The sequence below is a fragment of the Agrobacterium sp. LR_9 genome, from assembly GCF_041954855.1.
GTDB classification, from domain to species: Bacteria; Pseudomonadota; Alphaproteobacteria; order Rhizobiales; family Rhizobiaceae; genus Agrobacterium; species Agrobacterium leguminum.
Genome location: NZ_JAVAYA010000044.1, coordinates 1 through 13,866, shown reverse-complemented (window position 1 = coordinate 13,866; position 13,866 = coordinate 1). Strand labels below are relative to the sequence as shown.

The following is a 13,866-nucleotide window of genomic DNA, read 5'->3' as shown; positions in this document are numbered from 1 at the left end:
AGGGCAGAGGGGGGTAAGCCCCACGCACCTCAGTCCGCTAACCGACGCACAACCTCCCAACCTACCCAGCCGCACTGATTTCCCGCGAGGCATCAATATCCCGCGACGGCGATAACCCGTAGAAACGGCTATATTCGCGGCTGAACTGCGACGGGCTCTGATAACCGACGCGATGGCCGGCGGTGCCTGCATCCAGCCGCTCCAGCAGCATCAACCGCCGCGCCTCATGCAACCGCAGCTGCTTCTGGTATTGAACCGGCGTCATGGCGGTGATCGTCTTGAAATGATGGTGGAAGGACGAGACGCTCATGCCGATATGATCGGCGAGATCCTCGATACGCAGCTGGCGTGCGAAATTCTCGCGCAGCCAGGCGATGGCGCGGGCGATGCGGTTGCCATGGCTGCCAGCCGCGATGATGTTCATAAGCTGCCCGCCCGCCGGTCCGGTCAGAATGCGATAGAGGATTTCCTGCTCGATCAGCGGCGCCATAGCGGCAATGTCTGCCGGACGGTCGAGCAGGCGCAACAGGCGGATAGCCGCATCGAGAAGTTCCGGCGTGGCGGTATTGACGACGATGCCGCGCTGCGCATTCGCCGGCTCCGCAGGCGGATCGATAGGTACACGCCGCATGAGATCGAGCAGCTTTTCGCTGTCGATAGCAAGCGAAATGCAGAAATGCGGCACCTCCCTGCTCGCCTCCACCACCCGCCATGCAACCGGCAGATCAAGTGACGTCAGGAGATAATCCCCCGCCCCATAATTGATGGTGTCCGTCCCCAGTTGCACGCATTTCGCGCCCTGGATAACCATCGCGAGACAGGGGCGATAGCTGCCGTGGCATGGGGCGCTCGGTGTCGTGCGCCGGCTGATGCCGAGGGAGTCGATTGCCGTCTGCACCTCGCCGTCCTGGGTAGCATGCCGCGCGGCAATGGAGGCGATCTCCTGATAGACATTGAACGGCAAGGACATAGGGGAAATCCCGTAACTGAAGGAAGAGATGCGTCGGATGTCTTTTATCTAGAAAGCCGCGCGGCCCGCGCAAAGAGTGCGCCACCATATTTTTGCAGGATCGTGCAAAAAGCTCGGAGGATCGCTCTAACGCCGCCCCGCGCTTCCATCGCATATTCCGTCGTCCCCAACTCCCGAAAGGATATTCAGATGGCTATTGCTAGAGGTTACGCTGCGACAGATGCGTCGAAGCCGCTTACCCCGTTCACCTTCGAACGCCGCGAGCCGAACGATGACGACGTCGTCATCGATATCAAATATGCCGGTATCTGCCATTCCGACATTCATACCGTCCGCAACGAATGGAAGAACGCCGTCTACCCGATCGTTCCGGGCCATGAGATCGCCGGCGTCGTGAAAGCCGTCGGTTCCAAGGTCACGAAGTTCAAGGTCGGAGACCATGTCGGCGTCGGCTGCTTTGTCGATTCCTGCGTCGGCTGCGCCACCCGCGATCTCGACAATGAACAGTACATGCCGGGTCTCGTGCAGACCTACAACTCCGTCGAACGCGACGGCAAGACCGCCACGCAGGGCGGATATTCCGACCATATCGTCGTGCGGGAAGATTACGTCCTCTCCATTCCGGAAAACCTGCCGCTCGACGCCTCCGCTCCCCTGCTCTGCGCTGGTATCACGCTTTATTCGCCGCTTCAGCACTGGAATGCCGGCCCGGGCAAGAAGGTGGCTATCGTCGGCATGGGCGGTCTTGGCCATATGGGCGTGAAGATCGGTTCAGCCATGGGCGCGGATATCACCGTGCTTTCGCAGACACTCTCCAAGAAGGAAGACGGCCTTAAGCTTGGCGCGAAGGAATATTATGCCACCAGCGACGCCTCGACCTTCGAAAAGCTCGCCGGCACCTTCGACCTGATCCTCTGCACCGTTTCGGCGGAAATCGACTGGAATGCCTATCTCGGCCTGCTGAAGGTCAATGGCACCATGGTGCTTCTCGGTGTGCCTGAACATGCGATCCCCGTGCACGCCTTCTCGGTCATCCCCGGCCGCCGTTCTCTGGCTGGCTCTATGATCGGCTCTATCAAGGAAACCCAGGAGATGCTGGATTTCTGCGGCAAGCACGACATCGTGTCCGAAATCGAAAAGATCGACATCAAGGACGTCAACGAGGCTTATGAGCGCGTGCTGAAGAGCGACGTACGTTACCGCTTCGTCATCGACATGGCGTCGCTCGACGCTTGATGCGTCCGGAAACGGCGAAACAGGGAACGGCGGGAAGCAATGCTTCCCGCCGTTTCTTTGTCGCTTGCCTCACGCCTCGTCCTTCAGCGTCTCTTTCTGGGTAATCAGCCGCGCGCTGTGCTGGCCGCTCAGGTAAATCCACAGCCAGCTCCACGCCACGGCCAGCCGCGAACGCGTTCCGATCAGGAAGTAGATATGGGCAAGCCCCCATATCCACCACGCCAGCACGCCCTTGAGCTTGAACCTGCCGAAATCGATCACCGCCGCGCGTTTGCCGATGGTCGCCAGATTGCCTTGATGGCTGTAGCGGAACGGCGATGGTGACGGCTGGCCGGCCAGCCGCGCCTTGATGACCTTCGCGACATAGGCGCCCTGCTGCTTTGCCGCGGGCGCAATACCCGGCACCGGCTTGCCGTTTTCCTGATTGACGGCGGCCGTATCGCCGATGACGAAGATATTCGGGTCGTCTTCCAGATTGAGATGAGGTCCGACGATGGCCCGTCCTGCCCGGTCGGCGGCGGCGTTGAGCCATTTCGCGGCGGGCGACGCCTGCACGCCGGCAGCCCAGACCACAGTGCGGCAGGGGTAATAGGTCTCGCCCACCGTCACGCCCTCATCGCTGCACGCCGTAACCGGCGTGCCGAGCAGAACCTCGACGCCAAGTTTTTCGAGGGCTTCCTTCGCATAGGCCGAAAGATCCTCCGTGAAGACTGGCAGAACGCGAGGGCCGGCCTCGACGAGCAGCACCCGGGTTTTTCTGGTATCCACATTGCGGAATTCTGCCGGCAGCGCCTTGTGCGCCAACTCGGCAATCATGCCTGCCATTTCCACGCCCGTCGGGCCTGCGCCGATGATGACGAAGGTCAGCAGCGCCCGCCGTTCTTCTTCACTGGTGGCGAGTTCGGCGCGCTCGAAAGCCAGAAGCAGGCGGCGGCGAATTGTCGTTGCATCTTCGAGCGTCTTGAGACCGGGGGCGGAACGTTCCCACTCGTCGCGGCCGAAATAGGCGTGGCGGGCGCCAGTGGCCAGCACCAGCGTATCGAAGCCGATGACATGACCCGAACTTAGATGCACGGTCCGCGCCGCCCGGTCTATGCCATTCACCTCCGCAAGCAGGGTCGTGACCTCCTTGCGGTCGCGGTAGAGATGGCGGATCGGCCAGGCGATTTCGGATGTCGCGAGAGCCGTCGTCGCAACCTGATAAAGCAATGGCTGGAACAGGTGGTGATTGCGACGATCGATCAATGTGATGCGGACAGGGGCCCCCTCCAGCCCATGTACCAGTTGCAAACCGCCGAAGCCTCCACCCACGACGACAACATGATGTTCTTGCATATGTCTTCTGCCTTCAAAAGCTCGCGCACGGAGCATGCGCAGCCAAAGCATAGGCGAAAAAATTGACTTTGGTTATGAAATAGCCTGACCGCAGGCGTGACAAAAACGCCGGACTGTTTCAGCCATGCCATATTCCAGCGCATCCGCCGTCAGCCCGTGGCCGATGGAAACCTCGGCCAGATAAGGGATACGTTTCATCAGCTTGGGCAGGTTTGCGACAGTGAGGTCATGGCCGGCATTGACGGCAAGCCCGAGCGCTCTGGCATGATCCGCCGTCTGCCCGAGCTTTTCGAGAAGCGCATCGCCCTTTTGCGGATCGTCAAAACAGCCGCCATAAGGTCCGGTGTAAAGTTCGATACGCGCCGCACCCGTCTCGGCGGCCAGTTCCACCGGCTCGCGTTCGCCATCGCCATCGGCAAAAAGCGAGACGCGCATGCCGCCGGCCTTCAGGCGCCCCACCACGTCTTTCAGGAAAACGCCGTGTTTGCGGAAATCCCAGCCGTGGTCGGAGGTTGCCTGCGAGGGATCGTCGGGCACCAGCGTCACCTGCTCCGGTTGGGTCTTCTCGCAAAGAACGAGGAAATCCTCCGTCGGATAGCCTTCGATGTTGAATTCCGTGTCAGGGAAACTGTCGTCGATCAGGGCGCGCAGCACCGGCAGATCGGAAAAGCGGATATGGCGCTGATCCGGCCGCGGGTGTACAGTCAGCCCGCTTGCCCCCGCCGCCAGTGCAATATGCCCGAAATGCGCGACATCCGGCCATGGAAGATCGCGGCGGTTGCGTAACATGGCAATTGCGTTCAGATTGACAGAAAGTTTTGCGGGCATGGCATCGGGGCTCCGGTTCGGAATTGACATCCTGTTTCACGCAGGTTGAGGCCAATCGCAAGAAGGCCGGCGAATTTTTTATTATTGCGGGAACGAAAACAGGCAATACACGTTACGGTTCTGATGTAGCGTTTGGTATGAGGTCTTGATCGGAAAACATTTCCGTCTTGGGGGAACAAGCAACGGACACCTTTAAAAAGGCAGGCACACTGTCAAAGAGCGCGAAGGGGGAGACAATGCAGGATGGCCGTATGCCGTTCGAAAGTCACGGCGACGAGGACAAACCCAATCTAAGGATCAGCAGCTTTCTACCCGATATAAGCCTGCCCTCCTCCCTGCCCGCGGAACCCGTGCCCATCGCCGACATGGCCAATATCTTCGGGGTGACCCACCGGACGCTGCATTTTTACGAAGAAAAGGCGCTGCTGACCTCGAAGCGCATCGGCCAGATGCGGGTCTATACCCACCGCAACGTCCAGCGCATGGCCGTCATCAACGTCTGCCGCGAAGTGGGCATTTCCGTCGCCGCCATTACCGAGATCATGGAAAAATTCGTCCGTTCGCTCTCGCAGAGCGAGGCGGACGATATATTCCACGCCGCGCTGCGGCAGCGGAAGCGGGAATTGACAGCCGAGCTTTCCACCCTTCAGCGCCAGGCCCAGCAGATCGAGGAACTGCTGGTCGCCGACACGGATGCGGACGGCACGGATGGCGCGGAACGGCCCCCCGCAAAGGACATCGCCCTAACCGACACAGAACGAAAATGTCTGGAACTGATGGCGGAGGGTTACGCCCCGGTGAGGCTCGCCCGCGCCCTTGGTCTTTCCGGCAGCGATCTCAATGTTCTCGAGGCGAAGATCATCGGCAAGTTCAATGCCAGCAACCGCTTTCAGGCGGTCGCCAAGGCGGTTCTGCTCGGCGTCATCCGTGCATAGTCACGATCAACGAACGATGGTCAGTGTCTCCGCCGCACGGGTAATGGCGGTGTAAAGCCACCTCTCGCGCGAGTCCCGGAAAGCATAGCTCTCGTCGAAGAGAACCACATTGTTCCACTGCGAACCCTGCGCCTTGTGCACGGTAAGCGCATAGCCGAAATCGAATTCGTCATAACGCTTGCGCGTGGACCACGGAATTTCCGTCTCCACATCCTCGAAGGCCGCCTTCAACAATTTGATTTTCGCAGCACCACGATCCATATCGTCGTCTTCGGGCCGGATCATCAGGTTGATGCCGGGCTTCACCGTCTCGCGCGATGAACTCATCACCTGCCAGAGCGAGCCGTTGAGCAGCCCCTTGGCCGGGTCGTTCCGGAGGCAAACCAGCTTGTCGCCGGATTGCGGGTAATCGGCGGTAAAACCCTTCAGCTCGCGAAGCCGCTGATTGTAACGGCGGCGGGTGCGGTTGGTACCGACCAGCACCTGATCGGCATCGAGAACCAGCGACTGCGTCACCTCGGATTTGGAAATCACCTGCGCGGTCCCGTAATCGCCGCGCATGATCTCCCGGCCCTCCCGCACATCCATGGCAAGATGGATGATGGGATTGTCCTTGGCCTGGCGATGGATTTCCGACAGCAGATAATCCGGCTCCTGCTCGGTAAAGAAGCCGCCGCCCGAAACCGGCGGCAACTGCCCCGGATCGCCGAGCACAAGAATGGGCGTGCCGAAGCTCATCAGGTCCTTCCCGAGTTGCTCATCCACCATCGAACATTCATCGATGATGATGAGCGCCGCCTTGGCGAGCGGGCTCTGGCGGTTAATGGAGAACATCGGCGCAATCGAAGTTTTGCCGGTTTCCTCGTCTTCCACCGTTTCTTCGCCGCGCGGGCGATAGATCAGCGAATGGATGGTGCGGGCATTGGTCGCCCCGCGCGAGCGCAGCACCTGCGCCGCCTTGCCGGTGAAGGCCGCAAACAGCACCTCGCCATCGACATTTTCCGCGAAATGCTTGGCAAGCGTCGTCTTGCCGGTTCCGGCATAACCGAACAGCCGGAAAACCGGCGTCCGGCCTTCCTTCAGCCAGCGGGAAACAGCCTTCAGCGCTTCGTCCTGTTGCGGTGAAAATAACATGCGCCCTCATCGCAGGATTCGAGCGTGGTGCGCAACAGAAAAAGAACGAAAGATGAATCGCCGTGTGAGAATGCGGCAATAAAACACGGCTGGTTTTTAAGCCGTGGTCGCTATCATCCCTCGTATGAAGATATTGATTCTCGGCGCAACAGGTTTCATCGGTTCGGAGGTTCTCAAAAGCCTGCACCTCCGCGGGCATGCCGTGACGGGGCTGGCGCGTTCAGTCACCCGCGCCCGCGACAAATGGCCTTTCGCCAACTGGATCTCAGCCGATCTTTCCAGGATGACGCACGCGACAGACTGGTCATCGCTCGTCCATGACCATGACGCCATTGTCAATTGCGCGGGCGCGCTGCAGGACGGCCTGTCGGATGACCTTGCCGCGACGCAGGAAAAGGCGATGCTGGCGCTTTATGAAGCAGCGGCGCAGGCGGGCGGCAGACGGATAATCCAGATATCGGCCCGCACGGCGGGGGCCGCATCCCGCCTGCCCTTCCTCGCCACCAAACGCCGCGCCGATGAGGCGCTCGCCGCAAGCGGTCTGCCTCACGTCATTCTGCGCCCCGCGCTGGTGGTTGGGCGAAACGCGCACGGCGGCACGGCACTTGTGCGTGCGCTTGCAGGCTTTCCCTTCGTGGTGCCCCTCGTCAATGGACAGATCGCCGTCCGAACGGTCGCGGTGGAGGATGTGGCAACCGTGGTATGCGCGGCGATCGACGGCGAAATCCCGGCGGGCAGCGATCTCGAACTCGCCGCGAAGGAAACGCTGACATTGCAGGACGTGGTCGCCAGACACCGGCAATGGCTGGGCCTGCCCGTGCTCCGGTCATAAATCTTCCCGCCGCCTTCATGCGCCCCGTCGGCCTTGTTGCGGATGCCACAGGCAAACTCGGCTGGCGGTCGCCGCTGCGTTCGACCGCCATGACGGTCATGTCGGAAGGCATCGTGACGGAGAATGAAGGAGGACCGGTGATGGCCTCACTCAAGACCCTGGAACAGACGCTGGCCGCCCACCCTTCCGGTGTGCAGGACCTGTGGTTTGCCAGATTATATCTGCTGAAACCCCTGATCGTTCTCTGCCTGTCTTTATTCTGGCTGCTGTCCGGCCTCATACCGCTGCTGAATATCACTGGAGCAGCGGCGCATTTCCTCCCCTTTATGCCGCAGACGTCGGCCATCGCCCTCACACTCGCCACCTGCCTCATCGATATAGGCCTCGGCATCGCCGTTCTGTTGCGGCCGCTCGCCAGAAAGGCGCTTGTCGGCATGCTGCTGGTGAGCGCCGCTTATCTGGCCGGCGGCAGCCTGCTCGAACCGACCCTTTGGCTCGATCCACTCGGTCCTCTGGTCAAGGTTCTGCCTTCCATCGCCCTGACGCTCGTTGCCCTCGCCACCTTGGATGAACGCTGATGACACTTGAGGAACTGCTGCGGCTTGCCCATGTCATTGGCGCGACGGTGCTGTTCGGCACTGGCGCCGGCATTGCCTTTTTCATGGTGATGGCACGGCGGACGGCCAGCCCGGCGCTGATCGCCCATGTCTCAGGCACCGTCGTCATCGCCGACACGGTCTTTACCGCCACCGCCGCGATCATCCAGCCTGTCACCGGATATTTTCTCGCGCGCATCATCGGCTGGCCGCTGACCGAAGGCTGGATCGCGCTTTCGCTCGCCCTTTATGTCTTCACCGGCATTTTCTGGCTGCCGGTGGTGTGGATACAGATCAGGCTGCGCGATATCGCCCGCGACTGCGCTGCCACCGGACAGGCCCTGCCCGCGCAATGGTTCCGGCTTTACCGCATCTGGTTCGCCTGCGGTTTTCCCGCCTTTTTCGCAGTTCTCGGCATCATCTGGCTCATGCTCAACAAGCCGGATATTCCCCTGTTCGGCTGAAGCGGCTCAATTGACCGCCTGTCGCTCGACAAGCTGCGCCAGCTGCTCCGCAACCGTATTCCATCCGTCGAAGAAGCCCATCTCCGCGTGCCTGTCGCGATCCTCTGGGTTGTTGTGCATGGCATAGGCCACATATTCCATGCCGTCGGGGTGATCGCGAAATGTCATCACGGCGGTGAGGAACGGCTGGGCGGAGGGGCGAAAACCCGCCGTCAGCGCATCGGTGAAAACCAGACGCTGCTCATGATCCACCGCCAGAAAACATCCTTTGACATGCGGACCGAAAGCCGTGCCGTCCTCGCTATAGCGCGTTTCGAAGGCGCCGCCGGGATGAAGCTCCATGCGGTCGACCCGGCATTGGCCGGGATGCGGCACCCACCATTGTTCGAGGCTGGCCTTGTCCGTCCAGGCATTCCAGACGAGCCGGCGCGGCGCCCTGATGATGCGGGAAATCTTCAGGTCGAAATCGGGATTGAAAGTCTCGGTCATTGGTCATTCTCCCCTTTGCTGGACATCCTGTCCTGTTGCGCCATGACGAATTGTTCGAGCCTGTCGGTGCGACCTTCCCAGATGGCGCGTTGTTGCGACAACCAGCCATCGAGCATGGAGAACCTCTGTTTCTCCAGCGAGCAGAACCGGATACGCCCCTGCTTGCGCGTCACGATCAGTCCCGCCTCTTCCAGCTGGCGGATATGTTTCATGAAGGATGGCAGGGCCATGTCGAAGGGCTCGGCAAGCGTTCCGATGCTCGCCTCCCCGCCGCCCAGCCGCAGGATCACCGCCCGGCGGGTCGGATCGGCAAGAGACTGGAAGATATCGTTGAGCGCGTCTGAATAGTTTTCCATAAGGCTAACTATCACATCGAAATAGTTAGCTCAATGGATAAGTTTAAAAATCGCAAAAATTCGTTGCCGCAGGGAATAATCCCTCGGGTTGCGGTGTCTCTTGATGTGCTGGCGGCAGAGGCCGCCCGAACCAAGGAGGATATGTCCATGAAGATCCGCTTTATCGTTCCCGCCCTCGTTCTGGCTTTTGCCGGAACGGCCTATGCCGCCCCTATGGTCGAAACCGTCAAGACCGCCAAGGGCGATGTGCTGGCGGGCGAAAAAGGCATGACGCTCTACACTTTCAAGAACGACAAGAAGGGCGTATCCAATTGTTATGACAAATGCGCGGTGAACTGGCAGCCGTTTTTTGCAGCCGCCAGCGACAAGGCCGAGGGCGCCTATTCCCTCGTGAAGCGCAAGGACGGCAAGATGCAATGGGCGAAGGATGGCATGCCGCTTTATTATTGGGTCAAGGACACGAAAAAAGGCGACGCCACCGGCGACGGTATGAACGGTGTATGGGATGCCGCAAAACCCTGATGGCATGACGGATGAAAAGCGGGGGAACCATTCCCCCGCAGCCGGCAGCTTCGAAACGGAGATGCTGGCGCTGATGCCCATGCTGCGCCGTTATTCCCGCAGCCTTTCCCGTTCAGATGCCGATGGCGAGGACCTCTTGCAGGACTGCGTGGAAAAGGCGCTGGCCAATAAAAGGCAATGGCGCGGAACGGGTTTGAAATCATGGGCTTACACGATAATGACGAATCTTTATCGTAACCGCCACCGCGCCGAGAAACGCCACCCGTCCGAGAGCCTGGACGGCCATGAGAGTATCGCCGGCGCGGAGACGCTCTCCGACACGCTGGAGAACGACCGGCTGCACGGCGCACTCGCCCTTCTTTCGCCGGACATGCGCGCCGTGCTGATGCTGGTGACGGTGGAAGGCTACAGCTATCAGGAAGCGGCCGAGACATTGGCGATCCCGCTCGGCACCGTCATGTCCAGACTGTCCCGCGCCCGCGAAACCCTTCGCCAGCATCTGGCGGCGGATAATATCATTCCCCTGCGGAGACCAAGATGAAACGGCTAGAGGCCATAACCGAAGACGATCTGCACGCCTATGTCGACGGACTTCTTTCCGACGATGACCGCGCGGCTGTCGAGGCCTGGCTGGCGGAAAGGCCGGAAGAGCAGGCCCGTGTGGAGGAGTGGAGAAAACAGGCCGATATTCTGCGCAATGCCTTCGCCTCCTATGCCGCCGCGCATCCGCATGACGCATCGATGCTCACCCCGCAAAAGAGGGACCGCGCATGGCGGGCAAAACCGGTTCTCCTGCAAACAGCGGCCGCCCTTTTGATATTCGTCGCGGGTGCTGCGGCGGGCAGGCTTCTGCCGCCGTCTTTTTCCACGCCGCAGGACGTGACCCTGGCGTCGCTGACCACGGATATTCCGGCGCAGGCGAAATCCGCCTATCTCATCTATGCTAGCGAGGTGCGCCATCCCGTCGAAGTCGGCGCGGGAGAACAGCAGCATCTCGCCACATGGCTCGGCAAGCGGCTCGGTTACCCCTTCACCATCCCCGATCTCTCAAAGATCGGATACGACCTCGTCGGCGGGCGTCTTATCCCCGTCAGCGGTAAACCGGGCGCGATGCTGATGTATCAGGACAAGACAGGCCGTCGGGTGACGGTGCTGATCGGCCACAACGAGGAAAACCGCACCACCAGCTTCCGCATGGCCAGCGCCGACGGCATCGAGACCTTCTACTGGATTGACAATGAACTGGGTTACGCCGTGTCCGCCGAGCTGACGCGCGACGAGGTGCAGGCAATCGCCGAGGAATGCTACCGGCAGTTCCCGACGTGAAGACCGTTATTTCAGCATCGGCCAGAGGCTGATGACGAGAAGCACGGCCATGGTGATATTAAACCATTTGAGCCGGACCGGCACAGCCAGCCATTCCCGCAGGGCAGAGCCGAAACCCGCCCAGGTGGAAACGCTGGGAAGATTGACCGCGGCGAAGGCCACGCCAACGACAAGCACGGTGAGGAAATATTGCCGCTCATCGGTATAGGTCGCCATCGCCGTCACCGCCATCACCCACGCCTTGGGATTGACCCACTGAAAGGCGGCCGCGGCAAGGAAACTCATCGGCTCCCACGCGGCCGAACCCTCACTCAGGCTGCGGGAGGTGCCGATCTTCCACGCAATCCAGACGAGATAGAGCCCGCCTGCGAATTTCAGCCCGGTGTAAAGCACGGGCACCGAATGCAGCAACGCGCCGAGACCGAAGCCGACCCCGATCAGCAGCGACAGGAACCCCGCCCCGATGCCCAGCATATGCGGGATGGTGCGGCGGAAACCGAAATTCACGCCGGAGGCAAAAAGCATCATATTGTTCGGGCCGGGCGTGATGGATGTGGTGAAGGCAAACAGCACCAGCGCGACAAGAGTTTCGACAGTCATGATTTCTCCTTGAGCCGAAATCCTATCCGCCGGGCCAACATCAGGCCACCCCGCCGGATCGATGGCCGAGGTCAATTTTTTTGATGGATCGATCCTCTCCATCCCGGCTTTGAGAAGTCGGAACAACGTTCTATTGTCCGATTACCAACCGCTGGAGCGAAACCATGTATGACGATATTCCTTCCGTCACCCTGCCCTCCGGAAAAGAGGTTCCGGCCCTCGGCCTCGGCACCTGGAACATGGGGGAGACGAGATCATCCGCGCCACAGGAGGTCGAAAGCATCCGCAAGGCGATCGATCTCGGCATGACGCTGATCGACACGGCGGAAATGTATGCGGATGGCAGATCGGAAGAGGTGGTCGGCGCGGCCATCGCCGGCCGTCGACAGGACGTGTTTCTGGTCAGCAAGGTCTACCCCTGGAACGCCAGCGAAAGAGGCACGGCTGAGGCCTGCGAGCGCAGCCTTGCAAGGCTCGGCACCGACCATATCGACCTCTATCTGCTGCACTGGCGCGGTGAGCACCCGCTTGCAGAAACCGTGGCGGCTTTCGAAAGGCTGAAGAGCGACGGCAAGATCGGCGACTGGGGGGTCTCCAATTTCGACACCGACGAAATGGAGGAGCTTTTCGCGGTTCCAGGCGGCAAGAACTGCGCGGCCAATCAGGTGCTCTACAATCTGTCCCGGCGTGGGCCGGAGTTTTCGCTGCTGCCCTGGTGCCAGGAGCGCGGCGTGCCGCTGATGGCCTATTCCCCCATCGAGCAGGGCCGCATCTTGAAGAACCACGAACTCATCCGCATCGCCAAGGCCTATCAGGCGACACCGGCGCAACTGGCGCTCGCCTTTCTTCTGGAGAGGGACGGCGTCATCGCCATCCCGAAATCCGCCAGCGTTTCCCGTGTCGAGGAAAATCGCGGCGCGACCGATCTTGAAATAACCGAGGAAGACTGGGCGGCGCTGGATGCCGTCTTCCCGCCGCCAACGCGCAAGACATCACTGGAAATGCTTTGATATAACAGTGCTTTAAGACGCTGTCCGGAATCTCTCTAACAGGCAGTTGAATCGGAATGTGAGCAAAGCAATTGTGCCAGCGCCGCGGCAGGTGGCACTTGAAAAACGGCGCGGAAAACCGCGCCGTTGTGTCCAGAAAAGCACCGCTCCGTTACGGTATGCGCCGCTCATATTCTTCTTTCAGTCCCAGCCATGTATCCCAGAACGGCCCCGGCTCCTTCTCCTGAAGACGGGCGGCGAGAATGTCGAGATGCACATGCCAGCCAGCGCTGACGTCAAGCCTCGTCCTCCTGTCGGCCAGCCGGCGATGAACCAGCGTCAGCAGCACATCCTTGCCAAGAGCCTGAAGCTCGATAGAGACCTCGCCACCTTCGCCCCAACTGAAGACCAGACGGTGCGGTGGGACCACGGTAATGATGCGGGAAGCCATACGGTCTTCTTGGGAAAAGCCCTCCGGGCGCCGGCCCGGCGGATCGGAAAGCTCATCGTTGCGCCAGACGAGTTCGAACGGCGCATCGGGCGCAAGCCGCATTTCGCCGGAAGCCAGCCAGCGACGGCGAAGCTCGCTTTGTGTGAGATAGGCCCATACCCGCTCGATCGGCCCCGGCAGCAGCCGTTCGATCTTAAGGGTCGTCGGTTCGACAAGACGGCCATAGGCGTCAGGCATTGCAATATCAGCCATTGTCATTTCCTCCATCTGCAGGGATTTTTCCCTGATCATCCTCCCTGAGCATCTGCTCAAGAATATCGAGGCGGCTGCCCCAGAACTGTCGGTAGAAATCGAGCCATTCATGCGCCTCTGCCAACGGTTCCGGTGCAAGGCGGCAGACATGAATGCGCCCCCTCACCTCCCGGCGGATAAGCCCCGCATTTTCCAGCGCCTTGATATGTTTAGAGGCGGCGGCGAGCGATATGTCGAACGGCCGGGCCAACTGGCTCACCGTTCGCTCACCAAGGGAAAGATCGCGCAGCATCGTGCGCCGCGTGGCGTCGCCGAGGGCATGAAAGACAGCGTCGAGATGTGAAGCGGATAATTCAACCATGTTGTTGAATATAGACTGTCGACCCGGAAAGTCAACCATATGGTTGAATATCGATTCAAGCGACGGCTAAAAAAAAAACCGCGGCAAAGCCGCGGTCGAGGATGATGACAAAGCAGAACCCCTAATCGACGTCATCCTCGGGACAGGCCCACTACTGTCCGGTTTAAATTTGTGGCCATTGGAAGGCCAT

At 60.4% G+C, this 13,866-nt stretch carries 16 protein-coding genes and 1 pseudogene; 8 read left to right on the top strand and 9 right to left on the bottom strand.

The annotated features are described in order from the left end of the window. Positions 1–61 precede the first annotated feature (61 nt). On the bottom strand, positions 62–970 hold the full coding sequence (locus tag RAC79_RS25200; RefSeq protein WP_065655857.1) for an AraC family transcriptional regulator: 909 nt from the start codon (positions 968–970) through the stop codon (positions 62–64). 189 nt (positions 971–1,159) lie between these two features. Here RAC79_RS25200 and RAC79_RS25195 point away from each other — a divergent pair, with 189 nt between their 5' ends. Beyond that, the gene (locus tag RAC79_RS25195; RefSeq protein ID WP_065655856.1) at positions 1,160–2,206 is read left to right on the top strand and encodes an NAD(P)-dependent alcohol dehydrogenase; all 1,047 of its coding nucleotides are present in this window, start codon (positions 1,160–1,162) and stop codon (positions 2,204–2,206) included. A 69-nt stretch (positions 2,207–2,275) separates the two neighbouring features. On the opposite strand, the gene RAC79_RS25190 is transcribed toward RAC79_RS25195, so the two are convergent. Both RAC79_RS25190 and RAC79_RS25185 read right to left on the bottom strand, forming a co-directional pair. Further along, entirely contained in the window at positions 2,276–3,541 is a 1,266-nt protein-coding gene (locus RAC79_RS25190) for an NAD(P)/FAD-dependent oxidoreductase (RefSeq protein WP_374997675.1), read from the bottom strand. Positions 3,542–3,613: 72 nt separating this feature from the next. Next, positions 3,614–4,369 (bottom strand): pyridoxine 5'-phosphate synthase, encoded by a 756-nt coding sequence (locus tag RAC79_RS25185; RefSeq protein ID WP_174039460.1) that lies wholly within the window; start codon positions 4,367–4,369, stop codon positions 3,614–3,616. A gap of 236 nt (positions 4,370–4,605) precedes the next feature. Here RAC79_RS25185 and RAC79_RS25180 point away from each other — a divergent pair, with 236 nt between their 5' ends. Further along, the gene (locus RAC79_RS25180; RefSeq protein ID WP_174039461.1) at positions 4,606–5,304 is read left to right on the top strand and encodes a MerR family transcriptional regulator; all 699 of its coding nucleotides are present in this window, start codon (positions 4,606–4,608) and stop codon (positions 5,302–5,304) included. 6 nt (positions 5,305–5,310) lie between these two features. Here the strand turns inward: RAC79_RS25180 and RAC79_RS25175 are convergent, their stop codons facing one another. Next, a complete protein-coding gene (locus RAC79_RS25175) occupies positions 5,311–6,438 on the bottom strand; it encodes an ATP-dependent RecD-like DNA helicase (protein WP_059756749.1) in 1,128 nt (375 codons plus the stop codon). A gap of 124 nt (positions 6,439–6,562) precedes the next feature. Here RAC79_RS25175 and RAC79_RS25170 point away from each other — a divergent pair. Continuing rightward, a pseudogene (locus tag RAC79_RS25170) lies at positions 6,563–7,848 on the top strand (SDR family oxidoreductase). After that, complete coding sequence (locus tag RAC79_RS25165) at positions 7,848–8,330, top strand: DUF2269 domain-containing protein (protein ID WP_174039463.1); 483 nt, start codon at positions 7,848–7,850, stop codon at positions 8,328–8,330. The pseudogene RAC79_RS25170 and the gene RAC79_RS25165 overlap by 1 nt, the downstream one beginning before the upstream one ends. 6 nt (positions 8,331–8,336) lie before the next feature. On the opposite strand, the gene RAC79_RS25160 is transcribed toward RAC79_RS25165, so the two are convergent. Together RAC79_RS25160 and RAC79_RS25155 are read right to left on the bottom strand one after the other, a co-directional pair. Next, positions 8,337–8,819 (bottom strand): SRPBCC family protein, encoded by a 483-nt coding sequence (locus RAC79_RS25160; protein WP_174039464.1) that lies wholly within the window; start codon positions 8,817–8,819, stop codon positions 8,337–8,339. Then, the gene (locus RAC79_RS25155) at positions 8,816–9,175 is read right to left on the bottom strand and encodes a helix-turn-helix transcriptional regulator (RefSeq protein ID WP_174039465.1); all 360 of its coding nucleotides are present in this window, start codon (positions 9,173–9,175) and stop codon (positions 8,816–8,818) included. Before RAC79_RS25155 ends, RAC79_RS25160 begins: the two co-directional genes overlap by 4 nt. Positions 9,176–9,316: 141 nt before the next feature. Here RAC79_RS25155 and RAC79_RS25150 point away from each other — a divergent pair, with 141 nt between their 5' ends. From RAC79_RS25150 to RAC79_RS25140, 3 genes are read left to right on the top strand one after another with little or no spacing between them, the layout of a single operon-like run. Next, positions 9,317–9,697, top strand: coding sequence for a hypothetical protein (locus tag RAC79_RS25150; protein ID WP_374997674.1), 381 nt, complete (start codon positions 9,317–9,319; stop codon positions 9,695–9,697). Beyond that, positions 9,681–10,238, top strand: coding sequence for an RNA polymerase sigma factor (locus RAC79_RS25145; protein WP_065655851.1), 558 nt, complete (start codon positions 9,681–9,683; stop codon positions 10,236–10,238). The genes RAC79_RS25150 and RAC79_RS25145 overlap by 17 nt, the downstream gene beginning before the upstream one ends. Beyond that, on the top strand, positions 10,235–11,023 hold the full coding sequence (locus RAC79_RS25140; protein ID WP_065655850.1) for an anti-sigma factor: 789 nt from the start codon (positions 10,235–10,237) through the stop codon (positions 11,021–11,023). Before RAC79_RS25145 ends, RAC79_RS25140 begins: the two co-directional genes overlap by 4 nt. 6 nt (positions 11,024–11,029) lie before the next feature. Here the strand turns inward: RAC79_RS25140 and RAC79_RS25135 are convergent, their stop codons facing one another. Next, complete coding sequence (locus tag RAC79_RS25135) at positions 11,030–11,623, bottom strand: LysE family translocator (RefSeq protein ID WP_374997673.1); 594 nt, start codon at positions 11,621–11,623, stop codon at positions 11,030–11,032. 164 nt (positions 11,624–11,787) lie between these two features. Here RAC79_RS25135 and RAC79_RS25130 point away from each other — a divergent pair, with 164 nt between their 5' ends. Next, positions 11,788–12,633: an aldo/keto reductase gene (locus RAC79_RS25130; protein ID WP_174039467.1), complete on the top strand. Its 846-nt coding sequence runs from the start codon at positions 11,788–11,790 to the stop codon at positions 12,631–12,633. Positions 12,634–12,784: 151 nt separating this feature from the next. On the opposite strand, the gene RAC79_RS25125 is transcribed toward RAC79_RS25130, so the two are convergent. Beyond that, positions 12,785–13,315, bottom strand: coding sequence for an SRPBCC family protein (locus RAC79_RS25125; protein WP_374997672.1), 531 nt, complete (start codon positions 13,313–13,315; stop codon positions 12,785–12,787). Further along, on the bottom strand, positions 13,308–13,676 hold the full coding sequence (locus RAC79_RS25120) for a helix-turn-helix transcriptional regulator (protein ID WP_174039469.1): 369 nt from the start codon (positions 13,674–13,676) through the stop codon (positions 13,308–13,310). Before RAC79_RS25120 ends, RAC79_RS25125 begins: the two co-directional genes overlap by 8 nt. Positions 13,677–13,866: the final 190 nt, after the last annotated feature.

What these genes read in the sequence shown, in the direction of transcription:
- RAC79_RS25200 (WP_065655857.1), bottom strand. Translation starts at nt 970, where the DNA reads ATGTCCTTGCCGTTCAATGTCTATCAGGAGATCGCCTCCATTGCCGCG.
- RAC79_RS25195 (WP_065655856.1), top strand. Translation starts at nt 1,160, where the DNA reads ATGGCTATTGCTAGAGGTTACGCTGCGACAGATGCGTCGAAGCCGCTT.
- RAC79_RS25190 (WP_374997675.1), bottom strand. Translation starts at nt 3,541, where the DNA reads ATGCAAGAACATCATGTTGTCGTCGTGGGTGGAGGCTTCGGCGGTTTG.
- RAC79_RS25185 (WP_174039460.1), bottom strand. Translation starts at nt 4,369, where the DNA reads ATGCCCGCAAAACTTTCTGTCAATCTGAACGCAATTGCCATGTTACGC.
- RAC79_RS25180 (WP_174039461.1), top strand. Translation starts at nt 4,606, where the DNA reads ATGCAGGATGGCCGTATGCCGTTCGAAAGTCACGGCGACGAGGACAAA.
- RAC79_RS25175 (WP_059756749.1), bottom strand. Translation starts at nt 6,438, where the DNA reads ATGTTATTTTCACCGCAACAGGACGAAGCGCTGAAGGCTGTTTCCCGC.
- RAC79_RS25165 (WP_174039463.1), top strand. Translation starts at nt 7,848, where the DNA reads ATGACACTTGAGGAACTGCTGCGGCTTGCCCATGTCATTGGCGCGACG.
- RAC79_RS25160 (WP_174039464.1), bottom strand. Translation starts at nt 8,819, where the DNA reads ATGACCGAGACTTTCAATCCCGATTTCGACCTGAAGATTTCCCGCATC.
- RAC79_RS25155 (WP_174039465.1), bottom strand. Translation starts at nt 9,175, where the DNA reads ATGGAAAACTATTCAGACGCGCTCAACGATATCTTCCAGTCTCTTGCC.
- RAC79_RS25150 (WP_374997674.1), top strand. Translation starts at nt 9,317, where the DNA reads ATGTCCATGAAGATCCGCTTTATCGTTCCCGCCCTCGTTCTGGCTTTT.
- RAC79_RS25145 (WP_065655851.1), top strand. Translation starts at nt 9,681, where the DNA reads ATGCCGCAAAACCCTGATGGCATGACGGATGAAAAGCGGGGGAACCAT.
- RAC79_RS25140 (WP_065655850.1), top strand. Translation starts at nt 10,235, where the DNA reads ATGAAACGGCTAGAGGCCATAACCGAAGACGATCTGCACGCCTATGTC.
- RAC79_RS25135 (WP_374997673.1), bottom strand. Translation starts at nt 11,623, where the DNA reads ATGACTGTCGAAACTCTTGTCGCGCTGGTGCTGTTTGCCTTCACCACA.
- RAC79_RS25130 (WP_174039467.1), top strand. Translation starts at nt 11,788, where the DNA reads ATGTATGACGATATTCCTTCCGTCACCCTGCCCTCCGGAAAAGAGGTT.
- RAC79_RS25125 (WP_374997672.1), bottom strand. Translation starts at nt 13,315, where the DNA reads ATGGCTGATATTGCAATGCCTGACGCCTATGGCCGTCTTGTCGAACCG.
- RAC79_RS25120 (WP_174039469.1), bottom strand. Translation starts at nt 13,676, where the DNA reads ATGGTTGAATTATCCGCTTCACATCTCGACGCTGTCTTTCATGCCCTC.